This window comes from Paenibacillus donghaensis, assembly GCF_002192415.1.
Classification (GTDB): Bacteria; Bacillota; Bacilli; order Paenibacillales; family Paenibacillaceae; genus Paenibacillus_AQ; species Paenibacillus_AQ donghaensis.
The window spans coordinates 6,910,099-6,931,406 of sequence record NZ_CP021780.1; the positions used below are offsets into that span (position 1 = coordinate 6,910,099).

Genomic DNA, 21,308 nt, shown 5'->3' on the forward strand with positions numbered 1-21,308 from the left:
CATGAAACGCAATCTCCTCAAACCAGGCTTGGCTCTCATTCTGTCCGTAATCTTGACACTAGGCATGGCCGGATGCAGCAATTCAGCAAACAGTGAGAATAAGCCGACCTCACAACCCACGGATAATACGCAGCCGCCGCCGGCCGAAACAACGCTTAATCCCGATGAACCTGCATGGCCGCTCGATACCAGCCCGGTAGATTTAACCTGGTTTGTAGGCGCTAACTGGTATGCCCACACCTGGGGAGAGAGCTTGACCTCCAAGTATGTAACGGAAAAAACCGGCGTCAACGTCAAACTCGAAGTCCCCTCCGGCGAAGCGAACGAGCATATTACCCTGATGATGACCTCCGGCAAGCTGCCGGACCTGATTTCGATGGGATCGTGGGAAACCGCTGTCAAGAAGCTATGGGAAGGCGATCATGTGTATGCCTTAAATGAATTGGCCGATCAATATGATCCCTACTTCTTCCAAGTGGCTGGCGACGGTACACTGAAGTGGTATCGTCAGGAGAATGGCAATACGTATGGCGTTCCGAATGATTCATACAGCCCCAACCTGATGCATGAAACCGGCATGACGGCCGCTAACCAGACCTTTCTGGTACGAAAAGATCTGTATGAGGAAATCGGCAGTCCGGACTTAAGCACCCCGGAGGGCTTTCTGGGCGCATTGCAATTGCTAAAGGATAAATATCCCGAATATAAGGGCCAGCCTATCAGTCCCTTCTTTGCACAGGGGAATGTCCCTTACGGGATGACCGAATACCTGCAGAACCTGCTGGCCGTTCCGCACGAGAAAGACGGCAAAGTATACGACCGCATTACCGATCCGGATTACATCACCTGGCTGAAGACCTTCCGCACTGCTTACGAGCGCGGGCTGATCAATGTGGACTTCCTGGTGGATTCCGATACACAGGTAGAGGAAAAAACGAACAACGCCCGTTATTTCATGATGATTCGCGAGTGGACCGGCATGACGGCTGTTAATCCCATGCTGGCTGCAAGTGCTAACCCGGACTCTTACTACATCGCAGTCGATGGGCCGAAGAACAGCAAGGGCGACAGCCCCAAGCTATTCCCCGGCAACATGGATGGCTGGATGGTGACGATGATCAGCAAATCCACCGAGAACCCTGAACGGGCCATCCGCTTCCTGACCTATCTGGCCAGCGAAGAAGGCCAGCGGGATGTGTTCCTTGGCAAGGAAGGCGAAACGTGGGAAATGGCGGATGGCAAGCCGCAGCTGAAGGCTGAAATGGCAGGATTGCTCGAAACCGATATTGAGAAGATGGAGAAGGAATACGGCATTATGGATACCTACTGGATGATGCGAAATCCTGTCATTATCAACCAGTGGAGACCGGAGAAAGCTCCTGTCATTAAGCAAATGGAGGACTTCGCTAATAAGCAGGCCGATATTGACAGCGGGATTTACAAGGGCTTAGATCCACAAGGCGATTCTGAGGTATCGGTAGCCTGGTCGCGTATTTCTCAGAATTGGGAGGAAGTGCTGCCTGAGCTGATTACCGCCAAGGATGAAGCAGACTTTGATACAATCTTCGACAGTTTTCTTGACCGCCGCCAGAATTACGGTTTTGACAAGGTGCTGGAATACCGCCAGACCGAACTGGATGTGCGAAAAGCCAAAATGGCGGAGTAATAATATCCATATTATGAGTGCTGCCGGCCACCGAAAGGGTGGCCGGTATTCCCTGCTTCGGAGGCTCTGACCATTTAGCAATAACGCCTAGTTACCTGCCAGATGGTTTGTAATATATGGTATATTACAGAGGTGGGGGAGGCTATTTGGGATGAAGGTTCTATGGACTAGAATGAGAAAGCTATACCGCAATTCCCGCATATCTCAGAAGTTGTTCCTGGCCTTCAGCATGATGATTGCCATCCCTGCCATTTTAGTCTCCTTTTTATTTATCCGCACGCAGGAAACTCAGCTATACAAGGACGCTATGGCCACCGGAAGCAGTCATGTCTCACGGCTAAATGAACAGCTGCGCAGCAGAATGAACATCCTTGAGAACGCTTCCTCCACTGCGCTGAATCAAAAGGCATTTGTGGATTTCATCCACTCCAATATGCGCGGGGATGGCTTGCGCCTCGTGAAATTTAGACAAAACCAATTTGAGCAGATGCATAATATTATTCAAAGCTACGAGATGATCAGTGAGCTCAGCTTCTATGTAGATAATCCGAACCTGTATGAGATTTGGCCCGAAATCTATGATTATGACAAGTTTTGGCCGCAGGACTACTGGGTAACGCTGCGGGAAGAAGGCGGTGCGGCCTACCGCTTATTTGCTTTTAAGGATGGCGACCATACGTTATCTTATTACCGGCTGGTACGCCTTCAGGGTCAGCAGCACAAACTCCCTACCATTATGGAGATTCGCGCTCAGCATAACGTGTTGTTCAGCGACCTGCTCGAGGAGAGCGGGGGTGATTTCTTCTCTGTGGTGATGGACGGAACGAGTCCTTCCCGATATGTATACAATCCCCAGCATAGGTTTGCTGGAGATGCCGGGGAAGAGCTGGATGAAATCCTTGGCAGCATTCACCAGCGCCTGGATGTGCTCCAGCAGAATAGCCCCATTAAGGTCCAAGTAGGGGATCATACTTACTATGCGCTGTATCGCTACATCGCCCCGCTGAACGCCTATGTGGTGGATATTGCCTCCCATCAGGCGCTGATGAAGGGCCCGCGGAGCTGGTATCTGCTTGTGGTAGCGATCACATTATTTGTACTGCTGCTGATGCTGCTGCTCGTCTCACATATGACCCGGCGAATCTTCCGCCGTTTGGAGAAGGTGCTGGCTTCGATGCGCAAGGTCCGCAGGGGCCAATTGGACGCGAAGATTGATACGGGCCTTGGGGAGAATGAGACCGGTGATGAAATCGACTATGTAGCCGTCAGCTACAATAATATGTTAGACGAAATCCAGCGCCTGATGACGCAGGTGGTGGATAAGCAGCTGATTGCCAAAAATGCACAGCTGCACTCGCTGCATTCGCAGATCAATTCACACTTTTTGTATAACGCGCTGGAATCCATCCGTATGCTGGCAGAGGTTCAGCGGCAGCCCGCTATCGCCGACGCGCTGGTGTCTCTAGGCTCGCAGCTGCGCTACAGCATGCAGTGGCGCAGCGATACAGTTGCCCTTAGCGAAGAACTTGCCAACATACACAGCTATATCCGCTTCATAAACTTTATGGAGGGAGGCAGCATGGTATTGACGGTGGATCTCCCCCAGGAAATGCTGCGCTATACGATTCCTAAGATGTGCATGCAGCCCATAGTCGAAAACGCCGTTCATCATGCGGCCCCCCCAGGCGGCAGTGTAAGCATCCAAATTACCGTATCGGTAGAGAATGACAGCCTGCTGCTAATCAGGATACGGGATGACGGCGCAGGTGTTGCCCCGGAGATGCTGGCCAGCCTGCAGGCTGTGCTGCGGGGAGACACGGATACGCCGATCGTCACCAGCAAGAACGGATTGGGCTTGGAGAATGTGCATAAGCGTCTGCAGCTTCATTATGGCAAGGACTGCGGTCTTTGGATTGACAGTGTGCAGGGTGCCTACACCTGTGTAACCATACATTTGCCTTGGGAAAATGTGAATCTTGGAGGATGGTAGATCATGATCAATATTCTGATTGTGGACGATCAAAAGCACATTCGCGATGGCCTGCAGGCCATGCTGCGCCAATTCCCTCTGCAGCTTGATAGCATCTACTGCGCTATAAGCGGGATTGAGGCATTGCAAATATTACGTCAGCACAGCATCCAACTGGTGATTACTGATATCATGATGCCCGATATGGATGGACTTGCGCTGATGGCGCAGTCCAAAGAGGAGCGTATCCAGGTGGATTTCCTGATTATTAGCGGCTATAGCGATTTCGCCTATGCTCAAAAAGCCATCGAACTTGGGGCAAAGGGCTACCTGCTGAAACCTGTGAAACGCGAAGACCTGCAAACCGCCATAGAGCATGCATGGCAGGAGGTAAACACACGACAGGCGCTCTCACGCAATATGGAGCATATCTCCCGCCGCGCCCGGGAGACCGACCGCAAAGAGCTATGTATGTTTATGCAGGGCTCGGTGAGTGATGAGGCTTGGGTCCTCCAGACCCAGCAGCAGAATCCAGAGCTGTGGCGGCACTACCGCCTGTGCCTGCTGCGGGAGGAACTATGGATTAATCAAGCGGGGGCCAGTAGCAGCCACAGTATGGAATCCATCGCCTACAGTGTATATAGCAGACAGGGATGTATATGCCTGCAACACCGCCCGTACCTGATCCTCGCAGTTGAGGCTTCCATAGATACGGGAGCCTTGCCCACTGCTCTCAAGGCAGGGCAGATGGATGCCATCACGGCCATGACCGGCCCGCAGCAAGGATTAAAGGGGCTGCCCGGCAGCTATACCCAAGTGCTTGAGCTATATCGCCACAGTTACCTGTTTCCAGATCAACGCTGCATCCTGCCCACTCATACGGAGCGGCTGGAGCAGCAGTGGGAAATTCCCTATGAGGAGCTATATGCCCTATTCCATTTAATCGGCACCAAGAACAACAGCGCAATCACCCAAGGAATCTCCAAGATATTCCACAAGGATGCCTTGCAACGTTACCACATCCGGTATACACAGCAGCTATGCCGCGCCATCGTGCAGATGCTGGAGGAATATGTTCGTGTAATCCGCCCGTACATGGGGGACGAAGTGCTGGATATAGAATGTTTGCGTAATCTATTCGATTATCCGGGCATTCGCGAGTATATTCAGGCGCTGCAACAACAGCTGCTTCGGCTGAACCAGTTCTATTATGAATATAAGTGCAGCTACCGCAACACGCAGGATTTGAATGAAGCCATACGCTTTATACACGAAAGCTACCATAAACCGCTGGACCTCGCGATGGTATCCAACCATGTCTCGCTTAATTATGCCTATTTCTCCAACCTGTTCAAGAAGAATATCGGCAAAGGCTTTGCAGAATATCTGCGTGATGTGCGTCTGGATAAAGCCCGGCGGCTACTAGCCGAAACCGATTATAAAATAGTCGAAGTGGCCGCCATGGTAGGGTATGAAAGCTACAAAAGCTTCACACGGGCATTTCGGGATGTGATGGACATGCAGCCCACAGAGTACCGGCAGCTGATGCGCCGGAAGCTTGAAAGAGAAGGCAAATATCAGGATACAGCGCTATAAAGCGGGCGATACGGCTGCTAAAATAAACAAATATAGTCAAAAGCCAAAAAAATGGGACACAACAAAAACAATTGTACCTTTTCAGCTGTTTATTAGATTCGATAGAATAAAGGTGTTCCTAAATGTAAGCGGTTTCCTTTGCCAATATTTTATTAAAGGAGGGCAAGTATGAAACGACTTCACAGAACGGAGAATGGGTTTAAGCGGAAGGTGTTGATTTTGTTCTTAGCAGTAGTGCTGATGGCTAGTGTCGGCCTATGGCCAACTTCCAGGGTTCAAGCAGCCGGAACCACCGTTTCCTCTATGGCTTACTTCTCAGCGGCAGACGGACCTGTCATCTCCAAAACAGGCGTTGGGCAAGCCAGCTACGGATTTGTCATGCCTATATTCAACGGAGGCTCCGCCAGCTGGAATGAGGTTTCCGGGGACGTGGGCGTACATGTGAAAGTAGGTGGCAACTGGATTGACATTGACAGTGCAGGCGGCTATACCTACAACCAAAACTGGGGGCACTGGAACGACGGCGGCATGAACGGCTATTGGTTCACGCTCTCCGCAACTACTGAGATTCAGCTGTACTCCAAGGCTAATGGGGTTACGCTTGATTACACACTTGTATTCCAGAACCAGAACAAGCAAACCATCACTGCAATGGCACCTACACAAGGGCCGCAGATTACAGCAGGCTTTACAGGCGGTGCAGGCTTTACTTATCCTACCTTCAACAATGATCCGGCCCTAACCTATGAAGCCGTGGCGGATGATTTGAAGGTCTACGTGAAGCCTGTAACCAGCAGCACATGGATTGATATAGACAATAATGCAGCCAGCGGCTGGATCTATGACAGCAACTTCGGCCAATTCACCGATGGAGGCGGGGGCTACTGGTTTACTGTAACGGAATCTATCAACGTTAAATTAGAATCGAAAACCTCTACCGCTAACGTCGTTTATACCATCACCTTTAATGAGCCAGTATTGGCATCCCGCTGCCTAAGATTGACGGAGGCGCGCCGATCGGCACTGAGCTTGGAAATTTCGTATACCAGATTAACATGAACGGACAATGGGTAGAGATGAGTAATTCCAGCCAGAGCGGATTTGTATACGCCGGTAACGGCTACAATAACATGTCCGATGCCAACCAGTGGGGCTATTGGGCAGACCATATCTATGGACTGTGGTTCCAGCCCGTCCAGGAGGATATGCAGATCCGTATCGGCTATCCACTAAATGGGCAGGCGGGCGGAAGTGTTGGCAACAATTTCGTCAACTATACCTTGATCGGCAATCCCGATGCTCCCCGGCCGGATGTATCTGATCAGGAGGACATTGCCATCGGAACACCAAGCGACCCGGCTATCGGGGGCATGAATCTCATCTGGCAGGATGAATTTAACGGAACCGCTCTCGATACGAGCAAATGGAGCTACGAACAAGGCTATTATATCAACAACGATCCCAACAGCTGGGGTTGGGGCAATGCGGAACTGCAGCACTATACCAACAGCGCACAGAATGTATTTGTACAGAATGGACAGCTGAATATCAAAGCTGTGAACGATCCTAAATCCTTCCCGCAGGATCCAAGCCGGTATGCCCAATACTCCTCCGGTAAGATTAACACCAAAGAGCATTTGTCCTTCCAGTACGGAAGAGTGGACATTCGCGCCAAGCTGCCCACAGGCAATGGCGTCTGGCCAGCGCTCTGGATGCTTCCGGAAGATGCAGCTTATGGTGCATGGGCCGCATCGGGCGAGATTGATATTATGGAAGCCAAAGGACGCTTGCCTGGCACAACCAGCGGCGCTGTACACTTCGGCGGACAATGGCCTGTTAACCGATATATTGCCGGCGAATATCACTTCCCTGAAGGCCAGACCTTCGCAAATGACTATCATGTGTATTCCATGATCTGGGAAGAGGATAACATGAAATGGTATGTCGATGGCAATTTCTTCTTCAAAGTCTCCAGAGAGCAATGGTATTCTGTAGCAGCACCGAACAATCCGAATGCCCCTTTTGACCAGGATTTCTACATCATTATGAATCTGGCGATTGGCGGGCATTTCGATGGCGGTTTGACTCCTAATCCGTCGGATATCCCGGCAACGATGCAGGTGGATTATGTGCGTGTCTATAAAGAAGGCAGCGGCGGCGGGAACCCGGGGAATGTGCCGGTTACCGGTGTAACTGTAAATCAGACCACTGCACAGCTGGAAGTCGGACACAGTGTACAGCTAAACGCCAGTGTGGCACCGTCTAATGCTACGAATAAACAGGTCACTTGGTCCGTTTCGGGCACCAGCACCGCTTCCGTGAATCAGAACGGTCTCGTGACGGGGCTTGCTTCAGGCACAACAACCGTTACGGCTACAACAGCCGATGGTAATTTAACAGCCGTCTCCGCCATCACTGTTGTGCCGGCAGCACCCACGGTTATCATCGTCGGCGATGAGGTGCGGGGCCTGAAGAAAACCGGTAATGACTTACTGTTCTACGTGAATGGCGCGACCTTTGCTGACTTGCATTATAAGCTGAATAACGGTGGGCAGCAGAACGTAGCCATGACCCCAGCGGGGAACGGCAACTATACCTACCCTGTCAATAACCTGCAGCATGGGGATACCATCGAATACTTCTTCACCTATAATCCGGGCCAAGGGGCACTGGATACTCCGCCCCTCACGTATATCCATGGGGTAACCCAAGGAACTCCGGAGTAGAACGTTAATCTCTTTAAATGAGCGGTTGTCAGGCGTTTGCGACAACCGCTTTTTTCTATTTCCCAAAGTTATATTCGAATTCACCCCACTTTTTTGTCCATCAACGGATTACCGTTATTCCAGTAACCTATAAGAAACTCCTACAGCCGAATGGATGATCATCCGTTCGGCTGTAGGAGTTTCCTTCTACCTTCTGCTATTAATTACTTCCAGATCTCTTCGGCAATTTCTTTAATGTAAGCAAGCTTACGCCATTGCTGTTCCTCCCATGCACGAGGGCGCAGGAAGCTGCCAACTATATCATATCGAAATGGAGTAACGGTTCGTTTTTAGGTTCGGTCTGAGTGCTCATAGGTTAGTCTACTCGCAAGTGAATACGGAAAGCCCCTGCTCTGTCACTGAAATGCCCAGCTCGCTCAAAGCTTCTTCAGGAGATGGAACTACCCTGCCGCCCGCCGCCTGCCCGCAAATAACGGAAACCAGCAGATGGCTTCCCGGCTCAAGGTCGGCCAGCAGTGACGGCAGCACGGTGCGCGGATGCAGTACATTGGTGTTGGCGTTCGGATAAACCAGCTCCGCCTTGGCATATCCTTTCAAGCCATGGATGCAGCTTCGGCCCAGGGCGTTCTCGACCGACAGCCCCATGCCGCCTAATTTCTCCACGCGCTGATCTGGCCGCAATCCAAGGGCGAAGCCCCCTTCCGCAGCAGTTAGCGCCCGCTTGGTGTCGATCCGGTGAATGCGGGCATGCCATGGCAGCCCGGCGACAATCCACGTCTGGACCTCCACATCGAACCAGGGGCGCCATCTGGCATACAGCACATTGCCGGAAATCCAGGTTTCTTCGTTGCGGCGCCGGACGCGGAACAGCTGATCCTGTTCGCTTAACGCCAGCATGGAATCTGCCGCGGCTTGCCCAAGCCCCCATTCAGCCCTCGGCACGCTGAATCCGAACCGGGTCGAGTAGACAAACTTTTCGTATTTGGCCGAAGTATGGGTATGGGCGTTGCTGGCCGGATGCCCGCTGTTGAAGGCGGCTACATGGCCCGTCTCCTTATCCCGGCACAGCACCAGATGCGGCTCGGACTGTACCGAAAGGTCGGACCTGTCCGGCATATCCTCCTCCGGTTCCGACCAGAAGGCCGAATCTTCTGCAAGCGCGAGCACCAGAAATGTCTTGAGCGCCCAATACGGCGAGCCTGGCGCGTTATAATTCTCCGCCATCACCAGATTGGGATAAGCATAGCCCACGGTGAGAATACCAGCGTAATCAAAGATCGGCTGCTTGAACCACCAGCGGAGATTGCGCAAGACGAGCCCCTTCACCACTCCCGGAGTCAGCGTTTCCGTTTCAAGACCCGCATAAGCGAAGGCGCTCCAGAACGCTGACTGTGCAAAACGGTAAGCCAAGCTGCGCCCGTAAGGCAGCGCGGAGCCGTCCGAATCGAACCAGTCCAGAAAGCCTTCGGCAAAAAGAAGACTCCGCTCCTTGTAAAGCGCGCAACGTTCCGGGTCCTCCTCTTCCATCAGCTTGGCGTAAATCAGTCCGTAATAGTGGATCGCGAACGGAACATAATAGTCGCTGTGCCCGCCAGGGCCGTCACTGTACCATCCGTTTCCGAGGTAGAATTCGTCGATGCGGAGCAAATTGCGCTCCACTTGCTTCGCATCGTAAGGCTCGCCAATTTGGCGGAATCCGAGGTTGACCATCACTTGAAAGAAAAGCCAGTTGCAATCGTGGCAGGGGTGAACGTTAATCTGATTAAGCCAGTTGTACAAATTGAGACGCTGCTGCCCGTCCAGTGGCTGCCAGATTCTCTCCGGCATGAGACACAGAGCCAGACCTATCGCCGCCATCTCTACAAGACGCTGGTCATAGTCGCCCACCTCACCCCAATATTCCTGGTGAGCCGGGTCCGTGCCGTTGACGATGCCCTTCAGGCAAATGTCCCACAGTTCCTCTGCTTCTCCGCCGCCCGCCAGATGAGGCACCAGACCCCATAGTATGCGTGAGAAGCCTTCCAAATCAGCGGTGCTATCCGCATGTCCGGCACCTGCGCCCCTGATTTGCAGTAAGGCTCCACCTTCGCTGTACAATCCTTTTAATGGAGACGTCAGTTGCAGGAACGCTTCCTGCAGATCCTCTTTTGTCCTTAACGCATTTCCGCTAACCGGTTGCTGAATAACCATGGCTGTCGTTCCTCCCTTCTCTTAATCCCAGTAGAATGGTCCGCAGCCTTTAAGCCGGGCAAGACCTTCGACAAAGTAATAGTCCCCATAGATCAGCGGAACATCAATATTCGTCCCTTGCGGATAATTGCTGGTACCGTGCAACAACAAGCCCTCTTCTTGGGGGTTGTCCCAGGCTCCGTACGTTTCATAGAGGGATTTCAGCATCCGCTCGCCGCGCTGCCGGTAGAACTCCCCTTCTACATTTCCCGTTGTCTCCCCTAGCAGAATAAGCCCGCTGGCTGCGCAGGAAGCGGCGGAGCTGTCGCGCAGGCTCTGCAGTTGCTGCGGCGCGCGGAAATCCCAGGCCGGCACCTGATCCTCCGCTAACCGGCTCAAGAAGAAATTGGCCGTCCGCTGGGCGGCGGTTAAATACGCCGCTTTGCCCGTATGATGATACGCCAATGTCAATCCGTAAATTGCCCAGGCCGAGCCGCGCGACCACGCCGAATCTGGTGCGTATCCCTGACCGCCCAGACCTTCCAGCCGTTCACCTGTTTCCGGAGCAAAGTTAATCATATGATACACGGATCCGTCTTCCCGTATAAAGTAACGGAGCACGGTGTCCATATGCGCCTCCGCAATATGCGCATACCTCGGATCGCCGCTTGTTCGCGAGGCCCAGAACAGCAGCGGCGTATTCATGCAGCAATCGATAATGGCGATGCCTTCATTGCGCTCGCCTTCACGCCAAGGGTTCCAGGCCCGGATATAACCGCCCTTCAGATTGAAGCGGGCTGCAAGGTAATTCGCCGCCTTCATGGCCCGGATACGCGAGGCTTCGCTGCCGGTCAGCTTGTAATTGGCCACACTTGTCAGCGTCCACATGAAACCCAGGTCATGATCCAGCCTCACATAGCCGTCCAGAACCGCATCCATTGCCGCCTCGCATTCCTCGGCTGCTGCTTTCAGCTCCTGCCTTCCGCTCTCCCCGTAGAGCAGCCATAGCATGCCCGGCCAGAAACCGGCGGTCCACCACTCCGGCCCCGCCAACTCATACACGCCGCCTTTGCTTGCATGAGGAAACCGCGCTCCGATTCGGTGCATATTCTGCCATGTCTTCTCCAGCGATTGTCGCCAAGCCTCATCTATCCATGTCCGATCATTCATGATTCGTTGTCAATCCTCCCATTCCCTTAAGCGGGATGTATCTAAACAAGAATTCGAAGCTAAGGCAGATTTCGGGATTTCGAACCTGGAAATCTAGTGTATACCAGATGGTATCCTTCCCGAAATGATTTCGATACGTCCGTTCGACGACTTCTGCACTCAGCCGTTCGCTGTCATATTGTATTTCCAGCGCGAGGAGGCCGCCACTAAGCCGTAATCGGCCCGGCCCGGCGTATTCCGGCCTAATTGGGGTAACGAATCTCTCCGTCAAACCTCCGGGTAACTCCGCAAACAGGAACTTATCCTGCAATGAAAGGCTGGGCAGCCCTGTCTTATCCCAAATCCATGTTCTCTGGAAGGATTCTAGACGGCCACATTCGTAAGCGCCGGACAGTTCCATGGATAATCGGCACGCGTACTCTCCCATCGACAAATCCAGCACCGCGGCCGACCTGCCCTGTCCCGCGCTCTGCAGGCAGCCGTCGATGACCGGGACGGAGTGGCCTTGCGAGCCGTTGCAGTCATACGCATACCGGCCATCCCCGAAATAGTCCCGCTTATATTCACCGCAGCCGAGATCGCACAGAAAAAGCTCGCCGCCGCCCGCCAGCAGAAAATGGCCAAGATCGTTGTGGTTGTGCGGCTCGTCATTATGCCCGCCCTTGGCTGCGAACCCGAATGCACTCCCATCCCTGGATACTCTGGAAATCAGCCAACCAGCGTCTGGCAGATAGAAGTCCCCCGCGCCCCAATGGGCCGGAGCTTCGGTGTCTCCGTGCCGCCAGATCAGGTTGCGAAGGGCGGGAGCCCAGCGGCTGCAATGATCTTCGCAATAGTCTGCATTCAGCGATGCCGGTGGAGTTTCCACCTCTGTATACCGGTCCGCAAGATAATGCGACAACCCTGGATGAACGCTGCCGGAGGAGAGCGCATCAGAGAAATTGACGACCAAAGGCCCGTTCAGGAAGCATTTTTGCTGAAAAGTTGCTATCCTCCGAACTTGATCGTTCTGGAACCAATCCCGCCGTCCGCCGCTACGCCGGAGCAGCAGGTCTGCGTAATACACGAAATAACCGAACCCGTAATTCCAGTAGCCCAGACCCTCAAGACAAGCCCCGTCGTCTCCGAAGCCCCGCAGGTAGAAGGAGATGCTGCGCTCGGTCTTCTCCAGAATCCGGGCCAGACGAGAGCGGTCCTGCTTCGCTTCCAGCAACAGCAGCGCAGCCGAGCCGATTGAACCGGCGCACACCGCCGACCAGTTATGCTCCGCCTCCTCCCATTCATAGGGTCCTTGCTCCACGAATGGGCGAAACAGCCGCTCGTCAACCAGCTCCGCAATTCGCGTGCGCAGCGGCTCTGGAAGGCGTTCTCCAAACAGCAGACGGAGTTCAGCCAACGCAAAACCCGTCTCTGCCGAGAACAGATCTATCGTTGCCGAAAGCGCCCGCTTCGCATTGACATGAGCAGGCAGGCACCAGGTCAACTCGGAGCAAATGGACCAGACAGCGTCAAGCAGCGCCACTTCATACACTTCCGACTCCGGCTCCAGCAGCGACAGAATTGCAAAGGTGTTGAGCCGCCTTCTTTTTTCGAAATATACCCGTTCGTACTCTAGCCTCAACCCCTGCGTCTCAAATATGGCAAACAATGAATGAGTCAATTCCTCTACCGGGGACACCAGCAGCCTGTTCCCTTCGGCAAGGATGACCGCAAGTTCGGACGCCACATCCGGACGATGGCGTAGCGACTTCCAGAAGGCCGCCCCGTCTCCGTCTGGATAGTAGTAATCCACTCCGGGAGCGGTCAGGTTATCCCATTCATGGCCATCTATCATTTCATTTCCTCCTTCCAACACCACTTGACATCGATCCGATGAATCCAACCACCATGTGCTTTATAACGGGATAGCCGCCAAGGCTGTTCCCATGGCGGCTATCCTTCATTCCAATTTATTCGGCTTGAAACGCCGCCTGCTGCTGCTCATAAATGTCGTAGAAATCGCTCCAGATTAACACGTTGTCCTTCTCTTTGCTCCACCATTCCTCGTACCAGCTCACAATTTCCGGGCCACCGCCGGTTTCCCATTGCTTCTCCGCGTCGACAACCGCCTGTTCAACTGTATAATTGCTGCCACCGATAATCGCTCTTGTATAGATATCATCTACAGCGGTAGTCACATTAGTGAATTTCACCTGCAGCTCCTTCGGCAGCTGCGGCATATGTTCGGAGTGGGTCAAGCCCTCTCCCACTGGCAGATCAACCATATAAGCTTCCATGGCTTCGCGGAATAGACGCAATGCCTCTTTCTGTACAGGAATCTCTTCATTAAATTGGGTTTCGGAATAACCATACTTGCCCTCCTCCAGCCGACTATAAAGCATGGAGTAATCAGCCGCCCAGTTCACTTCATTCTTGTACTTATCCGGGTCGATAATGACCGGCTTGCCGTTCTCTTCCAGCTTGTAATGCACGCCTTCAATCCCGTTGCGGAACGTGCGTCCGGTTTCCGGTTTGACCAGGTAGTCGATGTACTTCATGATAGCTTCGGGATTCTTGGCCCGGGCGTTCACAACGGCCGTCATCTGTACCGGATTGTTCCATACCGTGTTGAATTGGCCTACGGATGTCTTCGGCAGCGGCATGACCTTCAGTCTGGCTTCCGGCACATTGTTCATCAGCGTATCCAGTTCCCGCGACGAGAAGCTCAAATAATCAGCCGTCATATAGGCGTACATCCCAATTTTACCGTTCAGGAAATCCTGTCTCGACTTGGAGCCGTCTTTATCACTCAGGAAATCCTTGTCCACAACGCCCGCCTGGAAAAGCGTACGTTTGAATTCTGTCGCCTCCTTCATGTTGTTGGGACCTACCTGAACTTCTCCATCGTCTCCGAGGTTAACCCAGTTGGCGTTGAACATATATTTGTACACGCCGGAGGTGTCTCCAAACTTCATTCCTCCCAAGCCGTACGTATCATCAACGCCGTTGCCGTCCGGATCTTGCTCGGTAAACGCTTTGGCGACTGCGATCATTTCTTCCTCTGTTGTAGGCACGTCCAGACCAAGCTTCTCCAGCCAGTCCTCACGGATGAACAAGCTCGTTAACGGATAGACCTCATTCATACGGCCTACTTCATACAGCTTACCGTCCGATTTCAAGCCTGCCTGCTTCAACTGCGGATATTTCTCCATGAGCGCCTTATACTCTACACTATGCTGTTCGATCAGGTCGTCGAGCGGCATCAGCTGCTTCTGGTTGAACAGCTGGTTGCGGATGTTCGTCCCGAATTCAAAAATTAGATCAGGCGCACTGCCCGAAGCCAGAAGCACATTCAATTTGGACTGCGACTCCCAGCGCGGGATGGCCACAAATTTCACATCGGCCGGGCCATTCTCGTTAATCCACTTGCTCCACATGTTGTCTTCGATCGTTCCCATTCCATTGGGGACCGATCCCCGATCATAAATGGTGGATGAAATACTGCCGCGCGCCTCGGCGCCTTCGCCTTCGGCGGCCGGCTCTTTGCCGTCTGAACATCCGGCAAGCAAAGTCCCCCCCAAACCTGCAATCAGCATCACTTTGGGCAGCTTATTGAACATACTCATGATGAAAACCCCTCTTTCTTTTTTAGATAAGGATATGGAGAATGTTCGGCTGGTTAACCTTTAATAGAGCCGAGCATAACACCTTTCACGAAATACTTTTGCAATAGCGGATAGACAGCCAGAATTGGAACAATCATGACGATGACGGCAGCGGAACGTATACCTTCAGGTGTCATACTGGCCATCATCGTAGGATCAGCGAAATCCTGAATCACAGAGGTGGATTTAATCATATTCTGCACCAGTACCGTCATATTGTATTTGGCCGTATCGTTAATATAGATCATGACACTCATGAAGGAGTTCCAATAGCCGACTCCGTAGAACAGCGCTAACGTGGCAAGCATCGGCTTAGACAGCGGCAGAACAATCCGCATCAGGATACCTACTTCGCCGCAGCCATCAATTTTAGCCGCTTCATCCACTTCGCCAGGCAGTTGCTCGAAGGCAGAACGCATCAGCAGCATGTTGTATGTACTGACCAAACCAGGCAACCATAACGCTCCGTAGCTGTTAACCAGACCCAGATTCTGCACAACCAGATAGGTGGGGATAAGCCCGCCATTAAAAATCATCGTAAACACCATCGCCATTGTAAAAAAACGGCGGCTGTAAAACTGTCTTCTGGATAAGGGATAGGCAGCCATAATAGTGACCAGCATACTTAGCCCTGTCCCAATCAGAGTGATCTGCAGGCTATTCCAGAAGGAACGCATGATCGGCGTACCTGTAAATAAACTTTTAAATGATGAGAAACTGAAGTCCACTGGCCATAAGGTTACCCGGCCGCTTACTACCGCATCCGCTCCGCTGAGCGATAAAGCGACTACGTTAAGCAGCGGCAGTATACAACTCAGGGAGATTAGTGCCAACAATACGTAATTAAAGATATAAAACAGCTTCTCGCCTCTGCTATCCCGCATCGATGTCCCTCCTTACCATAGTCCTTCTCCAAATTTGCGGGCGATATAGTTGGCACTGAATACCAGGATAAACGCCACTAATGATTCAAACAATCCCATTGCCGTCGTCAGACTGAACTGTGCGCCTTGCAGACCAATCCGGTAAATGTAGGTGCTGATTACATCAGCAATTTGGTTTACATTGGAATTCTGCAGCATAAATACCTGATCAAAGCCAACCTCCATCACCCGGCCCATCGACAAAATCATCAGCAGGATAATCGTAGGGCGGATGCCCGGCAGTGTAATATGCCAAATTTGGCGCATCTTGCTGGCTCCATCCATCCCCGCCGCTTCATACAAGCTGGGATTGATGCCAGCCAGAGCCGCTAAATAAATAATTGCATTGAAGCCCATATCCTTCCAAACGCCTGACCCGATAAAAATAGCGACCCATGACATTTTCTCATACATAAAGGGATAAGCCTGGCCGGTGATTCCTTCAACAATCCGGTTAACCATACCGTTCTCCATAGCAAACGCCGTGGATACCAGCATTGCGATGATTACCCAAGATAAGAAATGTGGCATATAAACAATAGTCTGGACCGTCCGTTTAAAGGCCATGTTGCGTACTTCATTAAGCATAATGGCCAAAATGATCGGAATAGGAAACCCTACCAACAGGCTCAGCAAGCTGAGCACCAGTGTGTTGCGGATAATTTCCAAGGTCCGGGCGTCCTGAAACAGAACATCAAAGTAATGAAAGCCAACCCAGGGGCTGTTTAGTATGCCGTCATAAAAGTTGTAATCCTTAAACGCAATCACCAGCCCGCCAATGGGGGCGTAGCGGAAAATGAGATAAAACAATAGGACTGGCACGAACATAAGCAATAAAGGCAAGTTTGTTTTAAAGCGCTTCCACTGCGGTCCGTTTCTTCTGCTCTTCACTTGCGGACCGTCCGGTTCTGCGGTAGCAGCCGCATTCATAATCTCCATATCGTACTCCTCTCCCCGTCATGCTGCTCTTTGTTTATTGGTATACACTTATTCTACCGATCAAAGGCACCCAGAACATTTAAAATACTACGATGTTTTTTTGAAATTCTACACAAAAAAACAACCGAACTGGATTCGGTTGTTCTGCTATCAGTCCGTTCGTTCCTCATACCGTCGGCGAAACGCCCGCGGCGATTCCCCGGTCAGTTGCTTAAAGACCACCGTAAAATAACTGGAATTATCGAAGCCTACCCGCTCCGCAATTTCCATCATCCTCAGCCGGGTGAATTGCAGCAGCGCTTTCGCTTCCTCGATTCGCAACTGGCTGACGTAATTTGTAAGGCCGATGCCGGACTCTTTCTTAAACAAATTGCTGAGATAATTAGGCGTTACGTGTACATGTGCGGCAACCATCTGCAGCGAACAGTCCGTTTGATAGTGACCATCAATGTATTGCTTGGCCTGAACCACTACATTGTCCTGTTGCTGATTCAGCCAATGATCGAAGATATCCAGAAATTCCGCGCATTTTTCTTTGGCCCAAGACAGCAGCTCCTGAACAGACTGTATCTCGAGGATGTGGGCAGGATTGAGCCCCTCCCCAGCAGCCGCCGCGTTCACATGCTTGAAGTCTGTCAGCAGAATACTTGAAAAAACAGTGACCAGCGTGTAAATCCTCGTTTTGCAGGACTGCAGTCCAAGGGACGCCGCCTGATCCACATATTCTGCCAGCCGCTGTTCCGCCGCCGGCAAGTTACTGGTTACAAGCAGGGACAGCAGCTCCTCCTTGAGCAGCGGAAAGCCGTCCACAGCCGCCAAATCCCCCGCCCTGCCGTCCCCATGTCCGGAATGAACCTCGTTGTATTGCTCCGCCAGCTCCTCGAACCGCTGTACAGCGCCTAATTCCAGCCAGCTTGTCTCTAATCCGATGAAGCGGCTCATAGCTTCCTTCACGGCATTGCGGTACGTCACTCCCGCGGGGCCAGGCTCCAGCAAGAAAGCGAACGCCTCCTTGCGCAATGGGAAATACAGGCCTTCCGCCTGATGCCCCTGCAGCAGCTCCTGCAAAATATTCGTTACCGCATAATGAAGAAGGTTGATATCGCTCTGAGTGTAATTCTTGCCCGGCAACTCATAGCTGTGAACCTGAAGTATACAAAAATCCGCTGCCCGCCATTTCTGCTCCCAATTCTCCCGGAGCGCCCGTTCGCAGGGCAAGCCGAACAACGCTGCGCGGAACACCTCTGTCTGCCTTTCCTGCTTCGTCACCCGTAGTTTCAGCTGCTTCAACCGAAGCTCTTCATACGCCTTGCGCAAGACGCGATAAGCCTCGTCCAGCGAAAAGGGCTTAAGCAGAAACTCCACCGCCCCGTAGCGCAGCGCGCGCTGGGCATATTCGAAATCACGATAACCGGTCAGAATAATGACTCTGATCTCTGGATGAGCGCGGGACAACCATTCCATTAACTGAAGCCCGTCCATCACCGGCATATTAATATCCGTTATGATTAAATCCGGCTTGTACAGCTCCACCGCCTGCACGGCCTCTTCTCCGTCAGCCGCTTCGCCGACCACTTCCCAGCCCAACTGGTTGCTGCTGATTAATTGCACAAGCCCTTCGCGAAACCAGATTTCATCGTCCACTACAAGCAATTTACCAATCATATGTCCTCACTCTCCTGCAGCCGGCAAGGCAGCTTCAGCCGCACCAGCGTTCCTTCGCCGGGCTCCGACTCGAATTCGACCCCGTACGTGGCGCCGTACACCAGTTCAATCCGGCGGATAACGCTTATCGTCCCGATGGACTTGCGTTTGTCGTTTAACGGTTCGTATGGCGGGTTCAGAATACGGTCAATCATTTCCTGCGTCATACCGCTGCCGTTATCGCTGATCTCCAGCACAAGAAACGGAGCGCTGCCTTCTCCGGCAGACTGAACATAGCCGGTAATTTGCAGGCGGCGGTCTGTTTTTTTATTGCGGAAGGCATGGATGAAGGCGTTCTCCACAATCGGCTGAATAAGCAGCCGGAACACGCGGCAATCCAGCATCTCTTCGGGAATGTCAATTTCGGCGGTAAGCGAATCTGGATAACGTGCCTTCTGAATCTCCAAATAATTATGAATCTGCCTGATTTCATCTCGCAGCGTAGTCATCTGCTGGACGGGCTCCAGCGTATATTGCAACATTTCCGACAGGCTGGTAATCAGACGGGCAGATTTCTCATCTCCAAGCATATAGAATTTCCAGAAGAACATGCCCAGCGTGTTATATAGAAAATGAGGGTTCAGCTGCGCCTGGATTGCCTTTAACTCGGCTTCTTTTTCATTAATTTTACGTTCATACATTTCATAGATCAAGGTTTCGATATGGGCTGTCATGTTGTTGAAGCTCTCTCCCAAATAACCCAGCTCATCTTTACTCCGAATTTGAACCCGGGTGTCGAACTTGCCTTCCCGCACATGCTTCATCCCCCGAACGAGGTTTCCAAGCGGACGCAGCAGCATACGGCTAATGAGAGCGATAATGATGCCCAGACTAACGAGACTGACAAGTGCCGAAGCAACGGCTACCTGTAGAATGACCGTGCTTTTACTTTGTATTTGCGCGAGCGAAACTTTGCTTACCAGCGTGAAGCCGACCTTCTCAGACTGTTGTCTCGTGTACATGTAGGAGACCCCTTGCTCTTCGCGGACCAGATTACCCATACCGGGCATATTCGCCAACTCGGGTACTTCCTGGCCGTCCAAGCCGTTTAAGGAGTACAACAGCCTGCCCTCCTCATCAAACAAATAGGCTTCGGTATCCTCATGAATGCGCAGGTCCTTCAAATGAGATTCAAACAGCGAGGTGTTGAATAGAATGAGCATCCTCCCATAGGTGTCCAGATTAATCGAGCGCATAAGACGCCCGGCTAACACCACATTGGCATCATCCCGCTGCTGGAAATCGCCTTCGGCCGTCCTGCTCCAGACATATTCGCCTCCGGTTTCTTTCAGCCTAAGAACCATATCGTCGAGATATGCACTTTCCAAATTATAGAAACGACCAGAAAACGAACCAAGATTAAAGATGTTCTCTTTCAAATCATAAATACGGATGCCCATGATCTCTGGCGCATCCAGACGGACCTGATACATCTCCTTGTCCAGCAGCTGTTCGAGCTTCATCCGTTCGTAGGAATTGGACTGTTCATTCTGCTCCATGACGGCCTGACTGACCGACGGATTTAAGGTGATGTAGTCTGTGATTCGGTACATGTCATTGACTCTTGAATCCAGCTGGGCGAGAATCTGATCTGTCGTCATGTAATATTGCCGGCTGATTTCTTCGTTAAACAGCGATAAATGAATGCGGTACGTAATCAAACCTGTGATGCAGGAGATCAGTATATTGGCCGTCGATAACGCGATAATCAGCTTGGTGCTGAATTTGAATATTTTCTTAAATGGACGCCGCCTGTTGTTCATCACATCTCATCCTCCGGCTCTAACCGCGCTTCCAGTCTGCAACAACCCGCTTCCCCACGCCAAGGTGCAAGGGTACAGGATCGGACCTCAACCGAGTTCAATGGGTCCTCTGATTTGATTGCGTTTGTTCATCCTATATACTGAACGATTGGGCCAGTGGGCGTCAACCTTCTTTGGCCTTGACCCAGGCATTCTTCTCATCGCGATTAGCTCTCCCTCCCTCCGACACAGTAGAATATACTCAAGTACCAGCATCTGAAACAGGATTAGGATTACTGTGTTTATAGCATTTGTAATACTCACACTTTGGGCGGTTATCGAAGCGTGATATTGATGATTTTGTGGCAAACATTTAAGCCTGACCGATTTAGCGCTGTTCTCTCCTATACTTGCGAATATATTGCAGAGCGGAAAAGCAGATATAAATGAGTATTATTGTATTGAAACTGAGAATGAACTTATTCTTAAATTTTTTGACTCTACCTTAAGGGACCTCGGCCAGTTCACTCCGAAAGGGACGTATTGATTTCAATATAGAAACTGTTGCTTAAATACTTAGAGTCAATTTACTCTTACGGCGACCGACACCCCGGCCAGCAGCCAGAAGTTGCTCTCCCAGGAGAACCACTGCACCAGGAAACCCGCCCAGCGCCGGACCGGCCATCGAACCTGCGGCCACAAACGTACTCATCAGCCCGAGCGCCCGCCCCCGCTGCTCCTTCGGAAAGACCTCGACAATCAGCGCCATATTGGTAGCTTGATACATTGAGGCGCCAATCCCTTGAATGACCCGGAATCCCAGCAGCAGCGCAGCATTCGGAGCCAGCGCACACCCCAATGCGCCTGCCGCAAAAGTGAACAGCCCAAGGTTATGAACCCTCCGGGTGGCAGTAATCATTCTGCACATCCACTATGATCAACGCCGTTCGCTCCGGCATAATCAAATCGGCAGATAGCTCCATCATCATCACCTCTTTATTTTGGTAGGCTGACCGCTCTTATTACGCTTGCATATCCACCAACCCGTGACCAAGGCGTT

At 51.9% G+C, this 21,308-nt stretch carries 12 protein-coding genes and 1 pseudogene; 4 read left to right on the top strand and 9 right to left on the bottom strand.

Going from position 1 to position 21,308, the window contains the following annotated elements:
• The first annotated feature begins 1 nt into the window (after position 1).
• The 4 genes and pseudogenes from B9T62_RS31300 (at position 2) to B9T62_RS31315 (ending at position 7,957) form a co-directional block, all read left to right on the top strand.
• Entirely contained in the window at positions 2 to 1,666 is a 1,665-nt protein-coding gene (locus B9T62_RS31300; protein ID WP_087918841.1) for an extracellular solute-binding protein, read from the top strand.
• A gap of 151 nt (positions 1,667 to 1,817) precedes the next feature.
• A complete protein-coding gene (locus tag B9T62_RS31305; RefSeq protein ID WP_087918842.1) occupies positions 1,818 to 3,656 on the top strand; it encodes a sensor histidine kinase in 1,839 nt (612 codons plus the stop codon).
• Positions 3,657 to 3,659: 3 nt separating this feature from the next.
• Positions 3,660 to 5,231, top strand: a complete 1,572-nt coding sequence (locus B9T62_RS31310) for a response regulator (protein WP_087918843.1) — start codon at positions 3,660 to 3,662, stop codon at positions 5,229 to 5,231.
• A gap of 168 nt (positions 5,232 to 5,399) precedes the next feature.
• A pseudogene (locus B9T62_RS31315) lies at positions 5,400 to 7,957 on the top strand (family 16 glycosylhydrolase).
• 360 nt (positions 7,958 to 8,317) lie between these two features.
• Here B9T62_RS31315 and B9T62_RS31320 read toward each other — a convergent pair.
• From B9T62_RS31320 to B9T62_RS31365, 9 genes are all read right to left on the bottom strand, one after another.
• Positions 8,318 to 10,147 carry a DUF2264 domain-containing protein gene (locus B9T62_RS31320; RefSeq protein WP_087918844.1) on the bottom strand — a complete coding sequence of 610 codons (1,830 nt, stop codon included), beginning with the start codon at positions 10,145 to 10,147 and terminating at the stop codon, positions 8,318 to 8,320.
• 21 nt (positions 10,148 to 10,168) lie between these two features.
• Positions 10,169 to 11,296: a glycoside hydrolase family 88 protein gene (locus tag B9T62_RS31325; protein WP_087918845.1), complete on the bottom strand. Its 1,128-nt coding sequence runs from the start codon at positions 11,294 to 11,296 to the stop codon at positions 10,169 to 10,171.
• Complete coding sequence (locus B9T62_RS31330; RefSeq protein WP_157794081.1) at positions 11,289 to 13,130, bottom strand: heparinase II/III family protein; 1,842 nt, start codon at positions 13,128 to 13,130, stop codon at positions 11,289 to 11,291. Before B9T62_RS31330 ends, B9T62_RS31325 begins: the two co-directional genes overlap by 8 nt.
• A 115-nt stretch (positions 13,131 to 13,245) precedes the next feature.
• A complete protein-coding gene (locus tag B9T62_RS31335; protein WP_087918846.1) occupies positions 13,246 to 14,901 on the bottom strand; it encodes an extracellular solute-binding protein in 1,656 nt (551 codons plus the stop codon).
• 53 nt (positions 14,902 to 14,954) lie between these two features.
• The gene (locus B9T62_RS31340) at positions 14,955 to 15,824 is read right to left on the bottom strand and encodes a carbohydrate ABC transporter permease (RefSeq protein WP_087918847.1); all 870 of its coding nucleotides are present in this window, start codon (positions 15,822 to 15,824) and stop codon (positions 14,955 to 14,957) included.
• A 12-nt stretch (positions 15,825 to 15,836) separates the two neighbouring features.
• On the bottom strand, positions 15,837 to 16,691 hold the full coding sequence (locus B9T62_RS31345; protein WP_245864699.1) for an ABC transporter permease: 855 nt from the start codon (positions 16,689 to 16,691) through the stop codon (positions 15,837 to 15,839).
• 261 nt (positions 16,692 to 16,952) lie between these two features.
• The gene (locus B9T62_RS31350; protein WP_087918848.1) at positions 16,953 to 18,467 is read right to left on the bottom strand and encodes a response regulator transcription factor; all 1,515 of its coding nucleotides are present in this window, start codon (positions 18,465 to 18,467) and stop codon (positions 16,953 to 16,955) included.
• Positions 18,464 to 20,269, bottom strand: coding sequence for a sensor histidine kinase (locus B9T62_RS31355; protein ID WP_087918849.1), 1,806 nt, complete (start codon positions 20,267 to 20,269; stop codon positions 18,464 to 18,466). The genes B9T62_RS31350 and B9T62_RS31355 overlap by 4 nt, the downstream gene beginning before the upstream one ends.
• Before the next feature lie 547 nt (positions 20,270 to 20,816).
• On the bottom strand, positions 20,817 to 21,167 hold the full coding sequence (locus tag B9T62_RS31365) for an MFS transporter (protein WP_245864178.1): 351 nt from the start codon (positions 21,165 to 21,167) through the stop codon (positions 20,817 to 20,819).
• Positions 21,168 to 21,308 lie beyond the last annotated feature (141 nt).